This window comes from Lysinibacillus sp. IITD104 (assembly GCF_036698265.2).
In the GTDB taxonomy this organism is placed as follows: Bacteria; Bacillota; Bacilli; order Bacillales_A; family Planococcaceae; genus Lysinibacillus; species Lysinibacillus boronitolerans.
On the sequence record NZ_JBAHYH020000001.1, the window covers coordinates 1,598,766 to 1,621,611 of the forward strand.

The following is a 22,846-nucleotide window of genomic DNA, read 5'->3' on the forward strand; positions in this document are numbered from 1 at the left end:
AAAATGTGACAGCTATGCGAAAAAGCATAGCTGTTTTTTGCTTTCTTATACATTTTTCGAGAAAAATGTATGTTGAATTGGTATGATAGTAGGTAGATAGAGGAGGTGCCAAATGGAGAAACAACTTCGAAAATTTACAGAGCTTATCGGTTTTCGCTACTTTCTTATCATCATTCTCATTTTAACAGGTGGCCTACAATTTGCATTCATGTATGGCAATGTTAAAGGAGTTACATATGATTTCAAACCATTACAGCTTGCGCCTGAAACCGTACGATCTACTAAAACGATCGAAGACACTTATAAAACACAGCTAGAGCGTGAAAAAGCTGCTAATGCAGTGGATTCGGTCTATCAATTTTCGGAGGATGTCGCCAAGCAAAGAGCAGCGATTGTAACATCATTATTTGATTATGTTTTAGAAGTGAAAAAGGATGTTGCAAATAGTAAGGAACCTATACCTATTGCAGATCAGGTTACACAGCTTCGCAAAAAATTTGAATCCATAGACGAAGACCAGATGCCGTTAATTTTTACAGATTCCCAGCTGGAAGGTCTGTTAGTGCAAAGTGAAGAAGATTTAACTAGAACAAGTACGCAATTATCCAAATTTGTAGAGGAATATTTACAAAAATCCATCCGACCAGAGAACGTCTTTGTTGCTCAAAATGATTTTGAGACAAAAATTCGTGGACAACGCGGATATCCCGATAAAATATTCAATACAGTCGTGTTAATAGGACGTACAAGCATTATAGAAAATGAAACAATTAATGAAGAACAAACAAAGATTCGAAAACAGCAGGCCAAAGAAAGTGTAGAGCCGACACGCATTTTACAAGGACAGATTATTGTTCAGGAAGGTCAAATTATTGACAATGAGGCCTTTAGACAATTAGAGCTATTGGGGATGGTTAGTAATAAGGCCTCCTTGAAGCCTATTGCAGGACTTATTATTTTAACGCTACTGCAAATGATGTTTATGTATATTTTATTTGAGCGTTGGGAGGCTAACGAACGAAAAAAACGTAATGCACTGTTAGTGACAGTGATTGTTTATAGCTTGTCTATTTTGCTAATGAAATTTATTAGCTTAATTTCTGGTGGCTTTGATGTGACGATTGCCTTTTTATTCCCGACAGCACTAGCTACGATGCTTGTACGATTGCTAGCGGATGAGCGAGCGGCTGTATTAATTACCGTTATGACGGCTGCTTCAGCAGGGGTTATTTTTCAAGAAGGCTATTCGTCTGTTATGCAAATGGAAATTACGCTGTATATCATATTCGGAGGGTTTGCCAGCTTATTCTTTTTGCGTAGTGTAGAAAAACGCTCACATATTTTACATGCAGTTGGTGTGATTTCCCTTGTAAACATGGCATTTATCGCGTTTTATTTGTTGATGACACAATCATCCTATGGCCTACCAGAATTAGTATTTTACTTAATAGCAGCGATGTTATCTGCTTTGCTTTCAGGGGCATTAACGATGGGACTTTTACCATTCTTTGAATCGGCGTTTAGCTTGCTTTCTTCTTTACGTTTAATTGAGTTATCCAATCCCAACCATCCATTATTAAAAAAATTATTAATGGAAACTCCAGGGACATATCATCATAGTGTGATGGTAGCGAACTTAGCGGAAGCTGCCTGTGAAGAGATTGGTGCTGACGGTTTATTAGCACGTGTAGGTTGTTATTATCATGATATTGGTAAAACCAAACGACCGTCCTTTTTCATCGAAAATCAGATGTCGGGCATCAATCCGCACGATTCGTTACCACCTGAAACAAGTGCAGAGATTATTATCGCCCATACGACAGATGGTGCCAATATGTTAAAACGTTATAAAATGCCTCAAGAGATTATTGATATCGCTTTACAACATCATGGCACAAGTTTGTTAAAATTCTTCTTGTTTAAAGCAAAGGAAGAAGGAAAAAATATTGATGAGGCAAAGTTCCGATACCCAGGGCCCAAACCACAAACAAAAGAAGCAGCTGTTATAAGTGTTGCGGATAGTGTCGAGGCCGCAGTACGTTCTATGAAAGAGCCAAATGCAGAGAAAATTCAGAAGCTAGTACGAGCGATTATCGATGATCGTGTCCAAGATAATCAGTTTGATGAATGCGATATTTCAATAAAAGAGTTAAAATGTATAGAGAGAGTACTTTGCGAAACGTTGAATGGGATATTCCATTCACGTATTGAATATCCAAAGGCAGATAAGTAGGAGGATCTATGATTTTAACAATTGATTTTACGGATGAAACAAATGAAGTGGGAGCACAGCATATCGAGCTTGTTGAAAAGCTATTACAGCATGCTGCTAGTGTAGAAAACATTGAGCCAGAAACAGAGGTTTCGGTGACGTTTGTAACGAACGAGGCTATTCAAGATATTAATCGTGAATATCGTGGTAAGGATCAGCCAACAGATGTCATTTCCTTTGCACTAGAGGAGCTAGGGGAAGGGGAAATGGAAGTAACTTTTGAAGGAATGCCACGTATATTAGGTGATATTATTATTTCAACAGACCGTGCCAAAGAGCAGGCTGAGGAATATAATCACTCTTTTGAGCGAGAATTAGGCTTTTTAGCAGTACATGGTTTTTTACATTTACTTGGTTATGACCATATGGAGCCAGAAGAAGAGAAAGTGATGTTTGCAAAGCAAGATGAGATTCTCCAAACTTTTGGCTTAGGTCGAGACTAGATGGATTTGCGCAAATACTTGCGATCTTTTGGCTATGCGTTTGAAGGCATCATAACTGCAAGTAAAGAACAAAATTTAAAATCACATATAGTAAGTGCAATCATTGTGATACTGGCTGGTTATTTGACAGGTTTATCTCGTATGGAATGGTATATTGTGCTACTATTAATAGCACTAATGTTTGCGCTGGAAATGATGAATACAGCTATCGAGCGGGTAGTCGATTTAGCTTCCCCAGAGATACATCCACTTGCTAAGCAGGCAAAAGATATTGCAGCAGGTGCAGTGCTTGTATTTGCGCTATTCAGTGCTATAATCGGATTACTCATCTTTCTGCCAAAATGGTTTTAATGGAAATGAGTGTCTTCTAAATGAAAATAAACCATAAATGTGAGGGAGAATTAGTATAGATGACAATGGATATGCATGCATTATTAGAGGAATCAAAAAAAGCGCGTGAAAAAGCCTATGTTCCTTATTCAAAATTTAAAGTGGGGGCAGCTCTATTAACGAAAGATGGAGAAGTTATTCACGGCTGTAATATTGAAAATGCAGGCTATAGTATGACGAATTGTGCTGAGCGTACAGCGTTTTTTAAGGCAGTATCGGAGGGAATTTACGATTTCGAAGCCATTGCCATTGTAGCTGATACGGACGGGCCCTGCGCCCCATGTGGAGCATGTCGTCAGGTCATGATGGAGTTTTGCGCTCCAACTATGCCTGTCTATTTAACGAACTTAAAAGGTGATGTGACGGTAACGTCAGTAGGCGAATTACTACCGTTTGCATTTACGACGGAGGATTTAGAGAATGCAGGAAACTAAAAATGGCTATAAATCAGGCTTTATCTCCATTATTGGTCGTCCAAACGTTGGCAAATCGACATTTTTAAATCGTGTCATTGGCCAAAAAATTGCGATCATGAGTGATAAGCCGCAAACAACACGAAATAAAGTACAGGGCGTACTGACAACAGATGATAGCCAAATGATTTTTATTGATACACCAGGGATTCACAAGCCAAAACATAAACTAGGCGATTTCATGCTGAAGGTTTCTAAAAACACATTGCGTGAAGTGGACGTTATTATGTTTATGGTCAATGCTGAGCAAAAACTCGGTAAAGGTGATGAATTTATTCTAGAAATGCTAGCAGGAAATCCAACACCTGTCTTTTTAGTCATCAATAAAATTGATGCCATTCATCCAGATGAACTAATAGGAATTATTGAGAGCTATAAAGAGCGCTATGATTTTGCTGAGATAGTACCAATTTCGGCTCTACAAGGTAATAATGTAGAAAATTTATTAATGACATTAGAAAAGTACTTACCAGAAGGACCACAGTATTACCCAGCAGATCAAGTGACAGACCATCCTGAACGATTTATTATATCAGAACTTATTCGTGAAAAAGTCCTGCATTTAACACGTGAGGAAATTCCTCATTCGATCGCAGTGGTAATTGATAAAATTCGTCGTGATGAAGAAAATGAGGATAAAATCCATGTAGCGGCAACCATTATTGTAGAGCGTGATTCTCAAAAAGGGATTGTTATTGGGAAACGTGGAGCCTTACTAAAGGAAGTAGGGACACGTGCGCGAAAGGATATCGAAATGCTATTAGGTTCTAAAGTCTATTTAGAGCTATGGGTAAAGGTACAAAAGGATTGGCGCAATAAATCAACACATTTACGTGATTTCGGATTCCGTGATGATGAATATTAAGTTCTTTTCCTGATTTGTATCGAAAGCGAAGCGTCAGATACAGAAGACTCCCACTTATTCGGGAGATGAACATAAGTTTTTTCAGCAGGTGTTTAGTGCCTGGTGGATCAGGATATAGACGCCAGATTTTGAGGTGACGGTTTTAGGTTAGCTTCTTCTGTAAGCACAAAATCTGGCAGTATTTGATCGTTTTATTTTTGAGCTGTCCAAAATTATTTGGGCAGCTCTCTTTTCATGGATAGTTCTTTTAAGAAAGGAGGGGGATTATGCTTCATAAATGGGAAGGTATTGTATTAAAGGTTCGCGCATATGGCGAATCCAATAAGATTGTTATTTTGCTTACACGGGAAGCTGGCAAAGTGGCTACGATGGCTCGAGGGGCAAAAAAACCTTCTAGTAGATTGGCTTCCGTCACGCAACCCTTTACCTATGGCATGTTTATGGTTCAACATCATACGGGCATGGGAACTTTGCAACAGGGAGAACATTTGAATTCAATGCGCCATATTCGTGAGGATATTATGGCTACTGCTTATGCTAGCTACATTATGGAATTAGTGGAGCGAGTTGTGGAAGAAGGGAAGCCAGAGCCCTTTGCGTTTGATGTTTTATTACATGCACTACAAGCAATTGAGGATGGCTATGATCCTGAAGCCATTACGCTGTTTGTTGAATGGAAGATGTTACCCTATACAGGTGTACAACCTATTTTACATGCCTGTGCTGCGTGTGGCGCAGTAGATGGGGAATTCGCTTTTTCCTTTGCTCAAGGAGGATTCTTATGCCATCGCTGTTATCAGCATGACCCCTATATCATTCGCTTAACGCCAACACAGCTGAAACTTATCAGGATGTTCTACACTGTTCCTATCGACCAAATTGGAAAAATAGAACTAAAAAAAGAAACAAAATATTTCATTAAAAAAATTATAACAACCATCTATGAAGAACAAACCGGTATTCGGTTTAAGACGAGAAAATTTATAGAGCAACTAGAACGTACCCCTGAACTGCAAATACGCTCGAAAGACAAAATGCCAGATGAATCATAATGTTCATCTGGCATTTCACGTTATTTAAAATTCATCCTCATCCTCTGTCACTAAAAAGGCCCAGTGTCCAGCAATTTTTTTACTTTCAATATAAAGGTATGCTGTTTCATTGTTTTTACCTGTTAAATGGAGAATCGCTAGACCTTCAGCTTTTGGCGTAATATGTAGTTGCCCGTCAAGAATTGTCGCTTTTACAGGCACTGGCTCAAAACCAAAGCTTTCGAGTGCTACATGTGTTGGTTCGAAAGGTAATTCTTGCGCTGTCAGTATTAATTCATCTGTCAAATGATATAAATCAATGCTGCGAACAAAATCATAGGAATACACATCTGCGGCCATCTTTTGTTGTTGCGTCCCATCTGAAAATGTAACAATGTATTGTCCATTTTGCGAGATGGACAGTGTTTGATCTTGTTGATTAAAGTTATAGAAATTTGAAGCGAGTGGCTGTCCATTCGCGTTTTGAACCGTCACCTCTGTTGGCATGAATGGTAATTTGCTTTCAGACAAATCGAGTGGTAAATTTTCGATATAATCATCTTCTTTTACTTCTTCAAGTGTTACCTTCAGCTTACCATTTACATTTTTGACATGTACTAAATAAAAAATGTCAATAAAGTCCTCTGAATCATCCGTCAATCCAGTAATCACTAATTTACCCGTACCTTCTTTTATAGGGGTAATCGTGATAGACTCTGTCATATCTTCCTCTTCATTCCATGTGAAAATATCCTCTGCTGGCTCAAGACCACCATAAGAGGCAAAAATATAGTCCTGTTTAAATTGACTTGCATAGACGGTTGCATTGCCTAGCAACTTTTCAGCTCGTACAACAAAAGCAGCCAGCTGAGAGCGCTTTACATTGCTTTTTGGGCCGAAAGTCGTTGCAGATGTTCCTTTGGTAATCCCATTTGCAAACAATGCTTTAATATGTGGCTCAAATTCATTCCCCTTTTTAACATCTGTAAACGGTAATTGCGTGTTACTCGTACTTATTAATCCAAAGCCTTTCGCAATCATTTTAGACATTTGCTCGCGAGTGATATTTTGAGTAGGGTAGAAATAACCATTTGCACCATTAATAATGCCAGCATTTGCTAATGCTGCAATGGCTCCGTAGTTTTCATCGCCAGGTTTGATGTCTTTGAATTGGGGATTTTTTACGTGAACTGTATCTAACTTTAAAATTCCTGCTAAAATCTTCGCAGCCTGTGTACGTGTAATAGGATTAGCGGGTTTAAATGTCCCATCCATATAGCCTGAAATAATGCCACGCTCTGCTAATTGAATAATAGCCTTACCTTCCTCATTGGTTGGGTTGATATCAGGAAAAAATGATGCTGCATGTGCGGGTGGTGCGATAATAATCGCACTTGTTGCTAAAGCAGAAGCCATAGCTAGTTGAAATAAACGTTGAGACTGCAATTAAATTCCTCCAAAAAGTACAATAGAAAATTTTATAGTATATATGTTTCTGGTCAGACCTTCCTATGTATCAGTTCAAACTTCCGGACGAATGAATGTTAAAAGGTGATGAGTCTATAGCTTATTAAATAATCATTATTTAACAGCTAATACTAACTATAATAACTTATTTATACCAAAAAGATGGAACAGCGAATAGAGGGAATTTCATCCATATCATGACGTGTTTGGTAATCGATGATGCCTAAAAAGGGTGAGCTAAAACTAATTAACTTGCATAGCGTAGAACTAACTTCATTTTATCTTTTAAATAAAAAGAAATACCTTTGATTTTATAGGAGGATGCAACTATATTACCTTTCTTTTTAATGAATAAATTTCAATTTTTACAAAATAAAATTATTGCTGATATTTAATTTTATTTGTTATTTTTCTGTCTTTAAATAAAGAATATGAAGTCTGATTTATCTATATTTTTATTTATATCTATATTTATAAGTATTTTAATAGGTAAAAAGATTTGTATTTTTGTTTAGTTTTCATTATATAAGTGGTAGAAACTGTTCATTCGAGACCCATATACTAGTTGAAAAGGCATTTTAACCTATGATATTGTAAATGGTATAGATAATGGTAATTATATTTTTTAAATATAATTAAGTCGTTTAATCTCCATCGAAACTGATGTACGCTTGATCACTTTAGACATGCCTATGAAATATAAAAGCCTCTATCAGCAAAACGTATTGTTATACGTTTATCAGAATAGCGCAGTCCTATGGAAGAAGGAGGGAGTCACATAGTGCTTAGTACATTGCGTATGTGGCAAAATATATGCTACGAAAAGTAACCTTAAGTATTCATGAAGTTGAAGCAAATGATATATTAGCAGAAGATATTTTTTCAGAGTATCGTTTATTGGCTAAAAAGGATTTAGTTTTAACGGAGCGAATTATTGCCTTACTTAAACTTCGTAAAGTAGATGAATTATCTGTCTATTTGCCATCTGATTCAGTTCGAGTTGTCCATGATTTAAGTGCTCAACGAACAAGAGAATATGAAGATCTATTTGCCCCATTAATTGAAAAAAGAGATCCTGTGGATGATTATAAAGAGACAGTTAGTCAGCTTTTTATGACAACGTTGGAGAATGTCGTGCACGAATTACGCTATGGACAAATTCTTAAAAGCATACAGGATACGGCTTATGTAAGAGGTGTTTTTGAAAAGATTTTGGAAAAAAAACATCGCTATGAGCTACTTATGCGTTTAAAGGAATGGGACGAGTATTCATTTGTCCATTCATTTGATGTATTTGTATTAGGTACAATTTTTGCTAGATACCTAGGTTTAACAGATATCGAAACACTAGCTAGGGGCTATTTGTTCCATGATATCGGGAAGGTTTTTATACCTCAAGAAATATTAAATCTGAAACGCAAACTCTCTGAAGATGAGTTCGATATTGTAAAGACACATACAACAAAAGGCTACGAGCTACTCATGGAACATAACGAGGAAGACATTGCCTATTTGGCAAGAGATCATCATGAACGCTTTGCGGGAAAGGGCTATCCCAATCAACTTTGCGCGGATGATATGAGTGAGGGTGTACAATTATTACAAATTGTTGATGTATATTCAGCGATGACATCCAAGAGAGTCTATCATGTTGGCTATGGTGCTACAGATGCTTTAGCTGTCTTATACAGAGATCGTCATTTATATAATGAGAGCTTTATGCATAAATTTGTAGAATGTTTAGGGATTTATCCAGTTAACTCTGTTGTTATGTTATCAGATAACCGCAGTGCGCAAGTAGAGCTTGTTTATGATTTATTTCCTACATTACCCAAAGTAAGGTTGTTAGATGAGCAGAAATCAATGAACTTACCTTTAAACTACAGTGTGAGAATTGCGAAAATGATCGACTATCGAGCTAATAGCTTTGAAGAGATTTTCAACTTATTTGTTGAACAATTAATCCGCTGTGACGAAAATAATCTGAGAATTCATTTTAATAAATTAATTGACCATTTACATCCTAAAGAAATTGTCTTAAAAATTTTCTTACCAGCCTTTCGTATTTTACGTTTATTAACAAGAGAAATCCAAACAGATATGACGAAATATCGCAATTCTATTGGTATTTTAAAAACGCTACTAGAGGAGCAATTAAACGTTTTATATATGGATTATCAACATGAACAAACGACCATATTAGTTGTGGAGACATCGCTACGTGAAAATTTCTTCATTAAGCTTGTTCAAAGTATTTTGTATATTGATAAAATTGTGCCATTCTTTATAAACCCAGGTGATGATCAACGTATTACGCAATTGATGGAACATTGTGATGTTAATGTCGCTTACTTTATTGAAGAGGAACTAACTTTTGACAAACGGGTTCGTCCAATGCGAGAAGGTACATTCCTTTATTACTCACTAGCGGATATTGAGGAGCTATTAGTGAGCTTAATAGGTTTGAGCATGAAAAAGTTTTCATTCGAGGAAAAAATGCAAGAGCGCTTATTTTCAACATTTAAAGCATAAGAAAGAGGGAGTTGCCGGCTGGCTACCCCCTCTTTTTTTAAGTGATTAGAATTGTAGGTGTTTTTCAATATATGCTTTTACTTCAGCAATAGGCATACGAACTTGTGTCATAGAGTCACGATGACGTACTGTTACTTGGCCATCCTCTTTTGAATCAAAATCATATGTGATACAGAATGGTGTACCAATTTCATCTTGACGACGGTAACGTTTACCAATTGATTGTGATTCATCAAAATCAACAGGGAAGGCTTTACGCAGTTCAGCCCAAACATCTGTAGCTTCATCAGATAATTTTTTAGAAAGTGGAAGAACAGCAGCTTTGAAAGGTGCTAAAGCAGGGTGGAAACGTAAAACGGTACGCTTATCGTCACCTTCTAGCTCCTCTTCATCATAGGCATCACATAGGAAGGCTAATGTTACACGATCAGCTCCTAATGATGGTTCAATACAATAAGGAACATAACGTTCATTTGATACAGGATCAATGTAAGTGAAATCTTCACCAGAGTGCTCCATATGTTGTTTTAAGTCGTAATCTGTACGATCTGCTACACCCCAAAGCTCTCCCCAGCCAAATGGGAATTTGAATTCGATATCTGTTGTAGCGTTAGAGTAGTGAGATAGCTCATCATCCTCATGGTCACGAAGGCGCATCGAATCTTCTTTCATGCCTAGGTTTAGTAACCAATTTTTACAGAATTCTTTCCAATATGCATGCCATTCAAGGTCTTCACCAGGTTTACAGAAGAATTCAAGCTCCATTTGTTCGAATTCACGTGTACGGAATGTGAAGTTACCCGGTGTAATTTCGTTACGGAAAGATTTACCGATTTGTGCGATACCAAATGGTGTACGTTTGCGCATAGAACGTTGAACGTTTTTAAAGTTCACGAAAATACCTTGTGCCGTTTCTGGGCGTAAATAAATTTCATTTGTAGAGGATTCCGTTACACCTTGGAATGTTTTAAACATGAGGTTGAATTGGCGAATATCTGTGAAATCTGCCTTTCCGCAATCAGGGCATACTACGTCATATTTAATCATTGTTTCTTTCATTTGGTCGAATGTCATACCATCAACAATGATTTCATCGCCTTTCGCTAATGCAGCGTCTTCGATAATTTTATCTGCACGGTGGCGGGCCTTACATGATTTACAGTCGATCATTGGGTCATTGAAGTTTCCTACGTGACCAGAAGCAACCCAAGCTTTTGGGTTCATCAAAATAGCAGCATCAATACCTACATTGTATTCAGATTCCTGAACAAACTTTTGCCACCATGCTTTTTTAATATTATTTTTTAATTCGACACCTAGTGGACCATAATCCCATGTGTTTGCTAAACCTCCGTAGATTTCAGAACCAGGGAAGACAAAGCCTCGATGCTTCGCTAAAGATACGATGGTTTCCATTGATTTGTTAGCCATAAAATAGCCTCCTTTAAATTTTTAATACGTTGTTTTAGCGGTAAAAACGCCATAGTTTTTTCATTCAGTTGCAACTAAATGAAAATAGCACCCGTCTCCGGGCACATTGTATGCCCAGGGACGAGTGCTAATACCCGCGGTTCCACCCTGATTGTTTTAAACGAGTAGTTTAAAACCTCTTTTCAAAAAGTTAGCTCAGGGAGTGCCTTTTCTCTGTTGCTGTGTAGACTTTCACCATCTTCTACTCGCTATAGAATGGAACAGATACTTTTTTCCCATCATCGCCTGTATAACGCAATTTGCTCGAAAATACTGATAGAGCAAGCGTATGTGTCAATATTGTAGCATGTAGTTCTTTAATTCGCAATAATTATTAAAATAGTATATAATAATTGAGCATAAGTATAACACTATTAGATTTGAGGCGGTGAGTCCAATCGAACTCAATAAACGTCAGGAAGACATATTACAAATTGTGAAAGAAAATGGCCCAATTACTGGGGAACATATTGCTGAACGTCTCAATCTGACAAGAGCAACTCTAAGACCAGATTTAGCAATCCTAACTATGGCAGGATTTCTGGATGCAAGACCAAGGGTTGGTTATTTTTATTCAGGTAAGAAGGCATCTGTTACATTAATAGATAGTATTCACAATTTAAAAGTGAAGGATTTTCATTCTGGGCCAGTAGTTGTCCCTGAAACAATGACGGTTTATGATGCAATTTGCTTTATGTTTTCAGAAGATGTTGGTACACTCTTTGTCGTAGATAAGAATGAGTTTTTGACAGGCGTACTATCTCGCAAAGATTTACTGCGTACAAGTATTGGCACGCAGGATTTAAATAAAATTCCAGTACATATTATTATGACGCGTATGCCAAATATTTCGTACTGTGAAAGATCAGATTCTTTAATTGTTGCAGCGAACAAACTTATTGAACGTGAGGTTGATTCACTACCAGTAGTTGAACCGCAAGAGGGTGGTTTAACGATTGTTGGTCGTCTTACAAAAACAACGATTACACGGGCTTTCTTATCTCTTGCACAAAATGTCTAAATGAAGGAGAGCTGCATGAAAAGACTACGCGTATTTGTTGTATCTGATTCTGTCGGTGAAACTGGTGATCAAGTTGCAAAAGCGGTTATTAGCCAGTTCCGACCGGGTCTTGAAAATACTGTGATTCGTCGATTTCCACATATTCAATCAGAGGAGCTTATCCGTAAAATTGTTTTTCTTGCTTCGCAACAGCGAGCATTCATTGTTTATACACTTGTTCGCCAAGAAATGCGTAAATTATTACATGATTTATGTGAACAAGAAAAAATTCAGGCTGTTGATATTTTAGGGCCAGCCTTACAATCAATGGCAGCTTTTATGGAAGAAAATCCATTGGAAACGCCTGGTATTGTTCATCTGCTGGATGATGATTATTTCAAAAAAATTGAAGCGATTGAATTTGCGGTAAAATATGATGATGGTAGAGATCCAAGAGGATTATTACAGGCTGATATTGTACTAGTTGGTGTATCACGAACTTCTAAAACACCACTATCACAATATTTAGCCCATAAAAAATATAAAGTGGCGAATGTACCTTTAGTGCCAGAGGTAGAACCACCAGAAGAGCTATTACAGATAGACCCTAAAAAATGCTTTGGATTGATTATTTCCCCTGAGAAGTTAAACTCAATTCGGAAAGAAAGATTAATGTCTCTCGGCTTGAATGATGATGCTATCTATGCACAGCATGAAAGAATTCTTGATGAGATTCAGCATTTTGAAAAAATTGTCGGTAGAATAGGTTGTCAAGTTATCGATGTGACAAATAAAGCTGTTGAAGAGACAGCAAATACGATTATCGAACATATTTTGACCTGTAAATAAGGATAGAATTTTAAACCACCTCGGTTAGCAGAGGCGGTTTTTTTGAGTGGATTTTGAAAATGGTATAGATAAAAACTAATTTTTGTTTTATAATAATAAAATTGTGGTAAAAATATTTATAAGAGAAAAATCCTAATTTTTTGTCGAGAAATAAAGGAATTTTAAAACGAATAGCGAATTGTGTTTCTAGAACGCAAATATTAAAGATGGTGATGGATTTGGCAGGGAAGATTCCAGAAGAAGTAATTGAGCAGATTCGCACACAATCAGATATCGTTGATGTTATTAGTGAATACATGCAGCTTACTAAGCGTGGGCGAAATTGGTTTGGTCTCTGTCCATTTCATGGAGAGCAAACACCGTCTTTTTCTGTATCTACAGACAAGCAAATTTTTCATTGCTTTGGTTGTGGTGCAGGGGGCAATGCCATTACTTTTGTAATGGATATTGAAGGCATTTCTTTTCCTGATGCAGTTGTGAAACTTGGGGAACGTGTTGGCATACACTTAGATGTTGAGCCAAGTTTCCCTGGAGGAACGAAAAAGATATCTAAAGCGGAAGAAAGGATGAAAGAAGCACACGCTTTTGCAGCAGATTTTTTTCATCATTTACTGTTGAATACAGAAGATGGTGAAGAACCTTTAAATTATTTGCTAGAAAGAGGATTTACAAGGGAACTTATCGAATCTAATAACATTGGTTGGTCTCTCCCAAGCTTTGATGCATTAACAATATTGCTTGAAAGAAAAGGTTATAACTTACAAGAAATTGCCGAAAGTGGCTTAATCATCAAAAGAGAGGGAGAAGAGCGTTATTTTGATCGTTTTAGAGGACGTATCATGTTTCCTATTCGAGATGAGAATGGTAAAATTATTGCCTTCTCAGGACGTATCCTTTCATCCAATGGTGAGGAAGCAAAATATTTAAATAGTCCAGAATCACCAATTTTCCAAAAAAGTGAAGTGCTGTATAACCTAGATAAAGCACGAACTTCTATCAGAAAAAATCGTCAAGTAGTATTGATGGAAGGATTTATGGACGTTTTAGCAGCCAACTCTGTAGGTGTCATGAATGTTGTTGCGACAATGGGTACTTCGTTAACAAATCAGCATATCACAAAGCTAAAGCGCTTAGTAGAGCAAATTACGATTTGCTATGATGGTGATAATGCTGGATTTGATGCAGCGAAACGAGCGGCGCAGCTACTGCATACAGAGCGAATGAAAGTTGATATTGCCGTGTTGCCAGAAAAATTAGATCCTGATGAATACATTCACACTTTAGGTGGACAAGCATTTAAGGAACAAATTTTGGAAAAACCTCATGCGTATATTGCTTTTATGATGATGCATGCTAGACGCAATAAGAACTTTCAATTTGAAAATGATACGCTTCAATATATTCAAGAAGTTCTTGAGCAGCTAGTGGGAAGATCTTCACCAGTTGAACGAGATTTGTATATACGACAGCTATCAAATGAAACAAACATCTCGGAAGAAGCCATTTATGCCCAATTCCGAAAACTGGAGGCTAATCAGGTACGTTCTGCTAAAGTAGAAATGCCTACACAGATACCTTCAATGCCAGTCACGCAACAACAAAAGCCTATGGACGCAGCCGAACGTGCCGAACGTTTATTACTGGCTCATATGCTTCATAATATAGATGTAGTGGACAGGGTATTACGTAGTGAGCAAAAAGAGCCATTTGTACGAGATGCCTATATGGCAGTTTTTGTTCGCTTAGTTGGATTTTATGAGGAGTATGGTCATCCTGATTATCAACGTTTTGTGGAAATTTTGGATGACGCTGAATTACGAAAAATTGTCATGGAAGCGGCTTTAGTTGAGCGAGATCCAGATCAAGCAGAGGCAGAGGTTATGGACTCTATCCGTCAGCTTCAAAAATATAGAATTGAGCAAGAAATTTATCAAAAGATGCATGAGTCAAAGGAAGCGGAGAAGATGCATGAGTATGCACGTGCACTTGAAATCGCCCAACAGATTATTCATTTAAGAAAATCGTTATCGGCGATTTAACCCGATTCGGTTGTTTAGAAGGAGGAAGGTTTATGGCGGACAAGTCAGAACGTTCAAAAGAGATAGAAGTAGAAATTACATTAGATGATGCAAAAAAATTCCTACAAGAAAAAGCAAAAACAGAGGGTGAAATTTCAATGAAAGAAATTTCAGAGAAACTAACACCTTATGAATTGGAAAACGAAGAAATTTTCCATTTTGCTGAGGATCTTGAAAAGCATAAAGATATTCAAATCATTGGAAAAGAAGAATTTGAAGAAGAAAGTCTAATGAAAGAAGAAGCGAACGAAGAAACTTTCGACTTAAATGATTTGAGTGTGCCACCAGGTGTTAAAATCAATGACCCTGTACGTATGTATTTAAAAGAAATCGGCCGAGTAGATTTATTATCTGCTGAGCAAGAAATTGCACTTGCTGAACGTATTGAGCAAGGGGACGAGGAAGCGCGTAAACGCCTTGCGGAAGCGAACTTACGTCTAGTTGTATCGATTGCAAAACGCTATGTTGGTCGTGGAATGCTATTCCTTGATTTAATTCAAGAAGGAAATATGGGTCTTATTAAGGCTGTTGAAAAATTCGATTATCGTAAAGGATTTAAGTTCTCGACTTACGCTACATGGTGGATTCGTCAGGCGATTACACGCGCAATCGCTGACCAAGCGCGTACGATTCGTATTCCTGTTCATATGGTCGAAACCATTAATAAATTAATACGTGTACAACGTCAACTTTTACAAGATTTAGGTCGTGAGCCTTCTCCAGAGGAAATTGGAGAAGAAATGGATTTAACACCTGAAAAAGTACGTGAAATTTTAAAAATTGCACAAGAACCAGTATCTCTTGAAACACCAATTGGAGAAGAAGATGATTCCCATTTAGGAGACTTTATCGAGGATTCAGAAGCACAATCTCCTTCCGACCATGCAGCCTATGAACTGTTAAAAGAACAATTAGAAGATGTACTAGATACGTTAACAGACCGTGAGGAAAACGTACTTCGTTTACGTTTTGGGTTAGACGATGGTCGCACACGTACATTAGAAGAGGTTGGGAAAGTCTTTGGCGTAACGCGTGAACGTATTCGTCAAATCGAGGCGAAAGCACTAAGAAAATTACGCCATCCTTCTCGTAGTAAACGTTTAAAAGACTTCTTAGAATAAAATTTAAAATAGCTGGAGCTATCCAAGTAGTGAGAAAATGACTAATTGGTATAGCTCCTTTTTTATAGAATTGAAAAGTCAACAAAAAAGAAATTAGCCCTGCTATTCACCTATCGATGCTATGCAATCATAGATAATTAGAATGAGGGAAATGCTAGATTTGCGACTTTATACAGATGTGTTTTCAAATAGTGTGAGATAAAATTGTAATACAACCATTATTAAGCAATGTTTGGAGCTAACACTATGACAAATCCTCGCAAAAAAATAATCCTTAATGAAATTTTGTTTTGGAAGCAAAATAAACTTTTACCTGAGCACTATTGTGACTTTTTAGCAGCTCTTTATACGGAGGGGGCTGACATAGAGGAGTTAGAACCAGTGCAACATCCTAAACAAGCGGTCTTGCCATCAGAAAAAAGAAAAATGATCCTATTGGTAGTGGGTCTATGTATCGCCATAATGGCTGTTTTGGCACTCTATTTTACAATGCAATCTTTAACATTGATTTTTACAGTAATCGTGGGAGTAGGTGCATGCATCTTATTTATTGCTGCGTGGCAAATGGCTCGAAAAAAAAATCTACTAGCTCCCATTTTTCATGTACTAGCGGCCATCCTGTTATTTAGTATGTCGATCCGAATTTGTACTACATATTTTAGTGGAAATAATACGGTTTTATTTTGCTTGATTGCAGCAAATTGTGTCATTTGGCTGTTGTCAGGTATTAAAATGAAACTTCTATATTTCACAGTCTCAGGTGCTTTAGGATTAATAGCACTAGTTGGGTACTATATCATAAATTTATCCTGATTTAGCAAATGGTATTTCTATCGATGTACAAGGAACTCCATCTACTAAATCAGGTTAGAAACTTAATTGATCTTTAGTGTTTATATAAAACCATAATTTGTGACAATTTATCTATAATAGGGTCAGTATCATGTTAAAGTTTTTACCTCAGAAGATTCAAAATCTGTACGCTAATTAAAAACGTACAGATTTTTTAATTTTGGGTATATCAATGAGTGAAAAGGGTATGATAACAGCATAAATATAATGAAAAAGAAATTGTATAAAAGGATAAATTTGACCAATTTTGGATGTTGGCAAGACATATTTTATCCAATAGATACAGAAATGTCGAATTTGTTACAAACAAAGGAAAACTTAGCGAATAGGGCTTTTCGTTTCTTTGTTAATGAAGTACAATATTAGATGTTGACTGATTCTATATTATAATAGAAGTAGACTTAAAATGAGGAGGGGAAACTTATGAAAAACAATCCAGTCGTTCCTTACATCTTAATTCTGGCATTTGGTATTGGTCTTATTTTCTTCATGTCTTTACAAGGTGCAGATAACAAGAAAGAAATTGCTGCTGAACATGAGGGTGGTGGCGAAACTACTACAGAAACAACAGATGCAGAAGCTGATGGTTCAGCACTAGTACAATCTTGTATCGGTTGTCATGGTGGTGACTTAACTGGTAGTATGGGTCCAAATCTACATGGCTTAGATGAAGCACATATCGTAGAAGTTTTAACAAAGGGTATCGAAGGTACTCCAATGCAACCAAACATGAAAACTGAAGAGGAAGCAAAAGCAATCGCTGAATACATTTCTACTTTAGAATAGTAAAACTGACAAGTAGCTGTACTGAAATAGTACAGCTACTTTTTAGATTTAAGCATCATGAAGATGGGGTTGTCCACATAGAAATGTGAGACAACTCCATTTGTTTTTTTTCACGACATCATCCATACTATTAATGGACTCTATTGAAGATAGGCGGTATAAAAATGAACGCACAAAAACTTTCAAAGCGATTAGAAGCAGTAGCGAAATTTGTTCCTACAGGAGCAGTCATGGCGGATATTGGTAGTGACCATGCCTATCTACCATGCTATTTAATTCACAAAGGGACTGCCTCATATGCCATAGCAGGGGAAGTTGTAAAAGGACCCTATGAATCGGCGGTAGGACAAGTACAGAAGGAAAACTTAACTGAAAAAATTACAGTACGCCTTGCAGACGGTTTAGCAGCGATAGAAGAAGCTGACCATGTGGATACGGTGACAATAGCTGGCATGGGTGGACCATTAATTGTTTCCATTCTAGAGAAGCATCCAGAAAAGCTTCAAGGTGTCACACGTCTAATCCTACAGCCAAATATTCACGCCAAGGTTATCCGTGAGTGGGCTTTAGCACATCAATGGGCGATTCTTGATGAAGAGATTTTAGAGGAAGATGATAAAATCTATGAAATCCTTGTGTTACAAAGAGGGCAAATGGAGCTCTCTACAGCAGAGATTTTGTTTGGACCTAAGCTAAGCCTGCGTAAATCACCAGCATTTACGAAAAAATGGTTGCGTGAAAAAGACAATTGGCAACGTGTACTACAATCCATTGAAGGAGCAGAACAAACACCTGAAATTGAAGAAAAGCGTGCAGAGTTAACGGCTCTGATACATTTAGTAGAAGGAGTTTTGTAAGATGAAAACGGTAAATGGCCAAGAAGTTATTCAAGTGTTCGAAGCATGGTCGCCCAAAAAACTAGCTTGTATGGACAATGATCCAATTGGACTAGCGATAGGGACCCTCAACAAACCTGTAAGTAAAGTTTTGGTGACGTTAGATGTCAATGAAGCCGTGGCAAATGAGGCAATAGAAAAAGGCTGTGAGCTGATTATCGCACATCATCCACCAATCTTTAGACGCCTAGCGAATATCCGCACAGATCATCCAGCAGGGCGCTTATATGAAAAGCTCATTAAACACGATATTGCTGTATATGCCGCTCATACAAATTTAGATGTAGCTGAAGGTGGGGTAAATGATTTATTAGCAGATGCCCTACAGCTAAAAAACCGTTCTATATTAGAAGAAACGTATGCAGAGAATTTATTGAAGCTAGCAGTCTTTATACCAACTGCTAATGCAGAAGCATTACGTGAGGCGCTTGCAAATGCTGGGGCGGGTCGTATTGGCGATTATGAAGCATGTAGTTATACAACGACTGGAGAAGGTCGGTTCCGTGCATTAGCAGGAGCGAATCCGTTCGTAGGCTCTGTTGGCGAATTACATGTGGAGGAAGAAGTAAAGGTAGAAGTTGTTTTTCCTGAATCTATTAAAGGCCGCGTGTTAAAGGCCATGCTTACTAGTCATCCTTATGAGGAGCCTGCCTATGATGTGATACGTCTTGAGCAGCAAACAAATGTGATGGGATTAGGGCGTGTAGGTTACTTAACAAAGGAAATGACGTTACAGCAATTTGCTGAATTCGTTAAACAGCAACTAGATGTGCCAGCTGTTCGTGTAGTGGGTGATTTACAATCGAAGGTCAGCAAGGTTGCGCTTGTTGGTGGAGATGGTAATAAATATATCTATGCGGCAAAACGTGCAGGAGCTGATGTTTTCTTAACAGGCGATATGTACTTCCATACAGCCCAGGACGCACAAGCTATTGATTTGCAAATAGTAGATCCTGGTCATCATGTAGAAAAGGTAATGATTGCAGGAGTAGCAAATAAAATGACTGAACTATGTAAGGATAAAAAATACTTGGTTGAATTCATCCAATCAACGATCCATACAGAACCATTTTTATTTGTATAAGTGAGGGAACAAATATGGCTAATGAAAGACCAGCTGGTAATAAAGCCGGCAAGCTATGGATCATGATTGGTTTATTCATCGTTATTTTTGGTATTGGTATGACGGTGATGACAAATATGGTCAATGATAAGAAAATCGATGCAATGACACAGCAATGTGAAGATGATGGTGGACAAGCGATTGTAGCAAAGGAGAAAAACTTTTTATCCACTAGCTACTCATTTGAATGTAAACAATGAGGTGGAGGCTGAACGCTAGCAGTACTAGTGTTTCAGCCTTTTTGAATGCAAGAAATCTATAAATAGTGATAAGATGAAGAAAAAATTGATTAACAGAAGTGGAGAGGGTTGTCTTGTTTATTCGTTTATCTAAAGATCAGCAGGAAATGATTCTTGCTGATATTCAACGGTTTTTTTATAATCAGCGTGATGAAGATATTAGTGAATTTGAAGCCGAACGTTTGTTAGATTTTATCAAGGAGCATATTGCCCCCTACATTTATAATGCTGCCTTATCAGATGCCAAGTATGTTGTGGAAAGACAATACGCCTCTATTGAAGAGGAATTAGAGGCATTAGAGCAGCCCATTAAAATAAAATAATCCTCTTTATCCCTCTAGTTTAAATATTTGACAGGAAAGAAAGATTGATGGTACCTTAATCTTGAATTAGAGATAATTCAATTCTAACTATTCAGAGCTAATGAACGGGTGATGAATAAAGAGATATTTTCCTGACCAAAATGATTACGAGTGGCGAGCACGTACGATGAACCGTGATGGAGTCACAAGAATGGATGATAAGAGGAGGCGTCATATGTTAAAAATCGGTATTATTTTAGGAAGTACGCGAGAAGGTCGTGTAAGCCCACAGGTTGGAACTTGGGTAAAGGAAGTTGCGGAAAAACGTCGTGATGCGGAATATGAAATAATTGATATCGCTGAATTTAAATTACCATTTTTAGGGGAACCAGGTGGAGACACTTCTGGTGTAGCTGCATGGTCAGAAAAAGTAGCAGCTTGTGACGGCTTTGTCTTTATTGTTGCGGAGTACAATCACTCCATTACAGGTGCATTAAAAAATGCATTAGATTATTTACGAGTGGAATGGAATAATAAAGCTGCTGGTATCGTCTCTTATGGTTCTGTTGGAGGTGCACGTGCAGCAGAGCATCTAAGGGGAATTCTCGGAGAATTGCTAGTTGCTGATGTTCGAGTGCATCCAGCATTATCATTATTTACTGATTTTGAAAACGGCTCTGTCTTTAAACCAAAAGAGGTGCAAGCAGATTCTGTACATCAAATGTTAGACCAGCTCGTGCCATGGTCAACTGCTTTGAAAACAATTCGATCCTAAACTTAAAGTTTTGATTCAGACGGCCGCTTTCAGAAAGCGGTCGTTTTTTGATGAGGTAAAATCCATTAATGTTTGATTTCTTCAAGGACCTTTTCCTTTAAATCATTTTCCATCGATGATAATTTTACTGTATTGGTGAGGCGCTCTTTTAGTTCTTTATCTGTCATAATGCCACGTTCCTCTAAGATTTGTACAAGCAAATTTAATGTCAGTATATTTTTAATATCCGCTGCTTTTGAGTCCATACAAAACCCTCCAAAATGATAGAATTACTACCTCTTAAGTGTACTCCTTTTTGAGACGTATGACACAGAAAGGTCAAAACAAAGCAAATTTATTTCGCATCACGGAATATATGGGGAAAAATAAGCGATACAGGATCTGATAGTCCAGTGTTTGAACACTTGCAGATTTCCTTTATGAAGGAGGGGAGATCCTGTATGTGACACTTCGTTTTTTAGTATGAAAAGTATGTGCTGTTTCAAGCTAGAAAAGCGAATATTGTAGTAAAAGGGGACATACCTTCCTATCAGGAGGGATTCAATGGGTAAACGGTTTGGACTTGTCATCGGACTGTTAGTAGTCATTATATCTATGTTGATCCTATTTGATATATTTGCAGGAGAGAAAAGGTCAGAAGCAAATAAAGAGGCTCAATCGCTTATAACAAATGAAGAGTTAAGTCTAGCTCGATTGAAGGATAAGCTCCTTGAAAAGTATGTCGGCATTGACGTTAAAACGACGGAAGAAAAGGAATTAGTAATTCAAGTTGTAGGCGGAGAAGACTATTTCCAGTCAATTAAAAAAGATATGGAATCCATAGCAAAAAATGCTATAAGAACGTCTCCATTAAAGGACTATCCGATAGTTTTTGAAAGGTGGGAGTTTACCTCCTTACTTGATAACAACAAGGTAATGGGAGATGATATGAACCTTTTGATGGAAGAGTTAATCGCAGGCTTAGAAGCTTTTGATGTATATGAATATTTAGTCATTGAAAATCAAACAACCATTACCATACAAACAACGATAAAGGGCGCTACGAATGAGGCACTTGCGTTAGCTTTAAGGATGGAAGAAGCCATCAAAAAGATTGTACAAGCAAAAGTATCACAAAATGATTCCTATGTTATTAACATATTAAATGCACAACGAGAAAAATTAAATTAGCCGTGTATGATGACACATGATAAAGACATCGAGAATTTGACACTCGATGTCTTTATCATGTTTAAATCCAGCTATGTAGTTATGGCAAAGAGTGCTTGATAAAGGGTTGCTAGGAGTGCAACAAAGTGCATATCATCCGCTTGGAAAAGCTTAAACTGTATGCCTGTCTGTACTAGTTCAGTTTCAATAGAGCTTGCACTAGCAATCTTTTCATCATTGCAATATAAATAAGCAGTAGAGGTAAAATCCTTTTCAAAACGAAATTCTATATCGTCCATTTTGAAAGAATAAGAGGATTCTAATAATTGCACTGTTTTCCGTTGTATCGGTATCAAGCTACCATCAGGCATGACAATTTGATGGCTGACTCCTTTTGTTAACAGGGTAGATTGTACTTGAAAAAGTGGTGCACCTAAAGTAGTTCGTGTCTCATAACGGTACGGTAATGTTTGCTGTGCAGCTACCAGCAAGACAGCATTCAGTACTTTACCAGCAGAGGTACGCTCCATTTTTTGAAGTACACATACTGTTTCGTTCTGTTCATTCACGATTGGAATATCAGTGAAGCTTTTAAAGCCCTTCGGATAGGTAAGTGTAAAAGTTGTCATAAAGAAACCTCCAGTCATTATTTATACGAGTAGGTAGTCGATGAGGTTTCAAGAAACTAGCTCTACGGTGTTTTTTATCTACTTACCTCTTTATAAATAAAAGA

23 protein-coding genes are annotated in these 22,846 nt (G+C 37.4%); 19 read left to right on the forward strand and 4 right to left on the reverse strand.

From position 1 onward, the window contains the following. Nucleotides 1-112 precede the first annotated feature (112 nt). The 6 genes from V1L66_RS08065 (at nt 113) to recO (ending at nt 5,495) form a co-directional block, all read left to right on the forward strand. Nucleotides 113-2,233 carry an HD family phosphohydrolase gene (locus V1L66_RS08065; protein WP_036076233.1) on the forward strand — a complete coding sequence of 707 codons (2,121 nt, stop codon included), beginning with the start codon at nt 113-115 and terminating at the stop codon, nt 2,231-2,233. 8 nt (nt 2,234-2,241) lie between these two features. Continuing rightward, nucleotides 2,242-2,715 (forward strand): rRNA maturation RNase YbeY, encoded by a 474-nt coding sequence (gene ybeY / locus V1L66_RS08070; protein WP_016993545.1) that lies wholly within the window; start codon nt 2,242-2,244, stop codon nt 2,713-2,715. Beyond that, nucleotides 2,716-3,066: a diacylglycerol kinase family protein gene (locus tag V1L66_RS08075; RefSeq protein ID WP_016993544.1), complete on the forward strand. Its 351-nt coding sequence runs from the start codon at nt 2,716-2,718 to the stop codon at nt 3,064-3,066. A 59-nt stretch (nt 3,067-3,125) separates the two neighbouring features. Further along, nucleotides 3,126-3,539: a cytidine deaminase gene (locus V1L66_RS08080; RefSeq protein WP_016993543.1), complete on the forward strand. Its 414-nt coding sequence runs from the start codon at nt 3,126-3,128 to the stop codon at nt 3,537-3,539. Continuing rightward, nucleotides 3,526-4,443 (forward strand): GTPase Era, encoded by a 918-nt coding sequence (era, locus tag V1L66_RS08085; protein WP_333006500.1) that lies wholly within the window; start codon nt 3,526-3,528, stop codon nt 4,441-4,443. Before V1L66_RS08080 ends, era begins: the two co-directional genes overlap by 14 nt. Before the next feature lie 266 nt (nt 4,444-4,709). Then, a complete protein-coding gene (gene recO / locus V1L66_RS08090; RefSeq protein ID WP_312126515.1) occupies nt 4,710-5,495 on the forward strand; it encodes a DNA repair protein RecO in 786 nt (261 codons plus the stop codon). A gap of 24 nt (nt 5,496-5,519) precedes the next feature. Here recO and V1L66_RS08095 read toward each other — a convergent pair whose 3' ends face one another. Then, nucleotides 5,520-6,920, reverse strand: coding sequence for an S-layer homology domain-containing protein (locus V1L66_RS08095; RefSeq protein ID WP_333006499.1), 1,401 nt, complete (start codon nt 6,918-6,920; stop codon nt 5,520-5,522). Nucleotides 6,921-7,754: 834 nt separating this feature from the next. On the opposite strand from V1L66_RS08095, the gene V1L66_RS08100 reads away from it, so the two are divergent. Next, a complete protein-coding gene (locus V1L66_RS08100) occupies nt 7,755-9,473 on the forward strand; it encodes an HD-GYP domain-containing protein (protein WP_036076238.1) in 1,719 nt (572 codons plus the stop codon). A gap of 45 nt (nt 9,474-9,518) precedes the next feature. Here the strand turns inward: V1L66_RS08100 and V1L66_RS08105 are convergent, their stop codons facing one another. After that, the gene (locus tag V1L66_RS08105) at nt 9,519-10,904 is read right to left on the reverse strand and encodes a glycine--tRNA ligase (RefSeq protein WP_004227145.1); all 1,386 of its coding nucleotides are present in this window, start codon (nt 10,902-10,904) and stop codon (nt 9,519-9,521) included. Nucleotides 10,905-11,331: 427 nt separating this feature from the next. Between V1L66_RS08105 and V1L66_RS08110 the strand changes: the two genes are divergently transcribed. From V1L66_RS08110 to V1L66_RS08160, 11 genes are all read left to right on the forward strand, one after another. Further along, the gene (locus tag V1L66_RS08110) at nt 11,332-11,964 is read left to right on the forward strand and encodes a helix-turn-helix transcriptional regulator (RefSeq protein WP_004227151.1); all 633 of its coding nucleotides are present in this window, start codon (nt 11,332-11,334) and stop codon (nt 11,962-11,964) included. A gap of 15 nt (nt 11,965-11,979) precedes the next feature. Further along, a complete protein-coding gene (locus V1L66_RS08115; protein ID WP_004227157.1) occupies nt 11,980-12,792 on the forward strand; it encodes a pyruvate, water dikinase regulatory protein in 813 nt (270 codons plus the stop codon). Between the two features lie 206 nt (nt 12,793-12,998). Beyond that, nucleotides 12,999-14,831, forward strand: a complete 1,833-nt coding sequence (dnaG, locus tag V1L66_RS08120) for a DNA primase (RefSeq protein WP_081011013.1) — start codon at nt 12,999-13,001, stop codon at nt 14,829-14,831. A 32-nt stretch (nt 14,832-14,863) separates the two neighbouring features. Next, nucleotides 14,864-15,991, forward strand: coding sequence for an RNA polymerase sigma factor RpoD (rpoD, locus tag V1L66_RS08125; protein ID WP_004227165.1), 1,128 nt, complete (start codon nt 14,864-14,866; stop codon nt 15,989-15,991). Between the two features lie 246 nt (nt 15,992-16,237). Beyond that, nucleotides 16,238-16,804: a hypothetical protein gene (locus tag V1L66_RS08130; protein WP_281216142.1), complete on the forward strand. Its 567-nt coding sequence runs from the start codon at nt 16,238-16,240 to the stop codon at nt 16,802-16,804. A 462-nt stretch (nt 16,805-17,266) separates the two neighbouring features. Then, the gene (gene cccA, locus V1L66_RS08135) at nt 17,267-17,629 is read left to right on the forward strand and encodes a cytochrome c550 (RefSeq protein ID WP_016993532.1); all 363 of its coding nucleotides are present in this window, start codon (nt 17,267-17,269) and stop codon (nt 17,627-17,629) included. Nucleotides 17,630-17,793: 164 nt separating this feature from the next. After that, nucleotides 17,794-18,486 (forward strand): tRNA (adenine(22)-N(1))-methyltransferase TrmK, encoded by a 693-nt coding sequence (locus tag V1L66_RS08140; RefSeq protein WP_048392198.1) that lies wholly within the window; start codon nt 17,794-17,796, stop codon nt 18,484-18,486. A gap of 1 nt (nt 18,487) precedes the next feature. Beyond that, nucleotides 18,488-19,609 (forward strand): Nif3-like dinuclear metal center hexameric protein, encoded by a 1,122-nt coding sequence (locus V1L66_RS08145; protein ID WP_258859748.1) that lies wholly within the window; start codon nt 18,488-18,490, stop codon nt 19,607-19,609. A gap of 14 nt (nt 19,610-19,623) precedes the next feature. Beyond that, a complete protein-coding gene (locus V1L66_RS08150) occupies nt 19,624-19,848 on the forward strand; it encodes a hypothetical protein (RefSeq protein ID WP_016993529.1) in 225 nt (74 codons plus the stop codon). A gap of 113 nt (nt 19,849-19,961) precedes the next feature. Continuing rightward, nucleotides 19,962-20,210, forward strand: coding sequence for a DUF2164 domain-containing protein (locus tag V1L66_RS08155; RefSeq protein ID WP_016993528.1), 249 nt, complete (start codon nt 19,962-19,964; stop codon nt 20,208-20,210). 214 nt (nt 20,211-20,424) lie between these two features. Continuing rightward, nucleotides 20,425-20,964: an NADPH-dependent FMN reductase gene (locus tag V1L66_RS08160; protein ID WP_016993527.1), complete on the forward strand. Its 540-nt coding sequence runs from the start codon at nt 20,425-20,427 to the stop codon at nt 20,962-20,964. A 65-nt stretch (nt 20,965-21,029) separates the two neighbouring features. On the opposite strand, the gene V1L66_RS08165 is transcribed toward V1L66_RS08160, so the two are convergent. Next, a complete protein-coding gene (locus V1L66_RS08165) occupies nt 21,030-21,209 on the reverse strand; it encodes a hypothetical protein (protein WP_016993526.1) in 180 nt (59 codons plus the stop codon). Nucleotides 21,210-21,507: 298 nt separating this feature from the next. Here V1L66_RS08165 and V1L66_RS08170 point away from each other — a divergent pair, with 298 nt between their 5' ends. Continuing rightward, nucleotides 21,508-22,134, forward strand: coding sequence for a hypothetical protein (locus tag V1L66_RS08170; protein WP_016993525.1), 627 nt, complete (start codon nt 21,508-21,510; stop codon nt 22,132-22,134). A 71-nt stretch (nt 22,135-22,205) separates the two neighbouring features. Here the strand turns inward: V1L66_RS08170 and V1L66_RS08175 are convergent, their stop codons facing one another. Next, nucleotides 22,206-22,742: a hypothetical protein gene (locus V1L66_RS08175; RefSeq protein ID WP_333006498.1), complete on the reverse strand. Its 537-nt coding sequence runs from the start codon at nt 22,740-22,742 to the stop codon at nt 22,206-22,208. Nucleotides 22,743-22,846 lie beyond the last annotated feature (104 nt).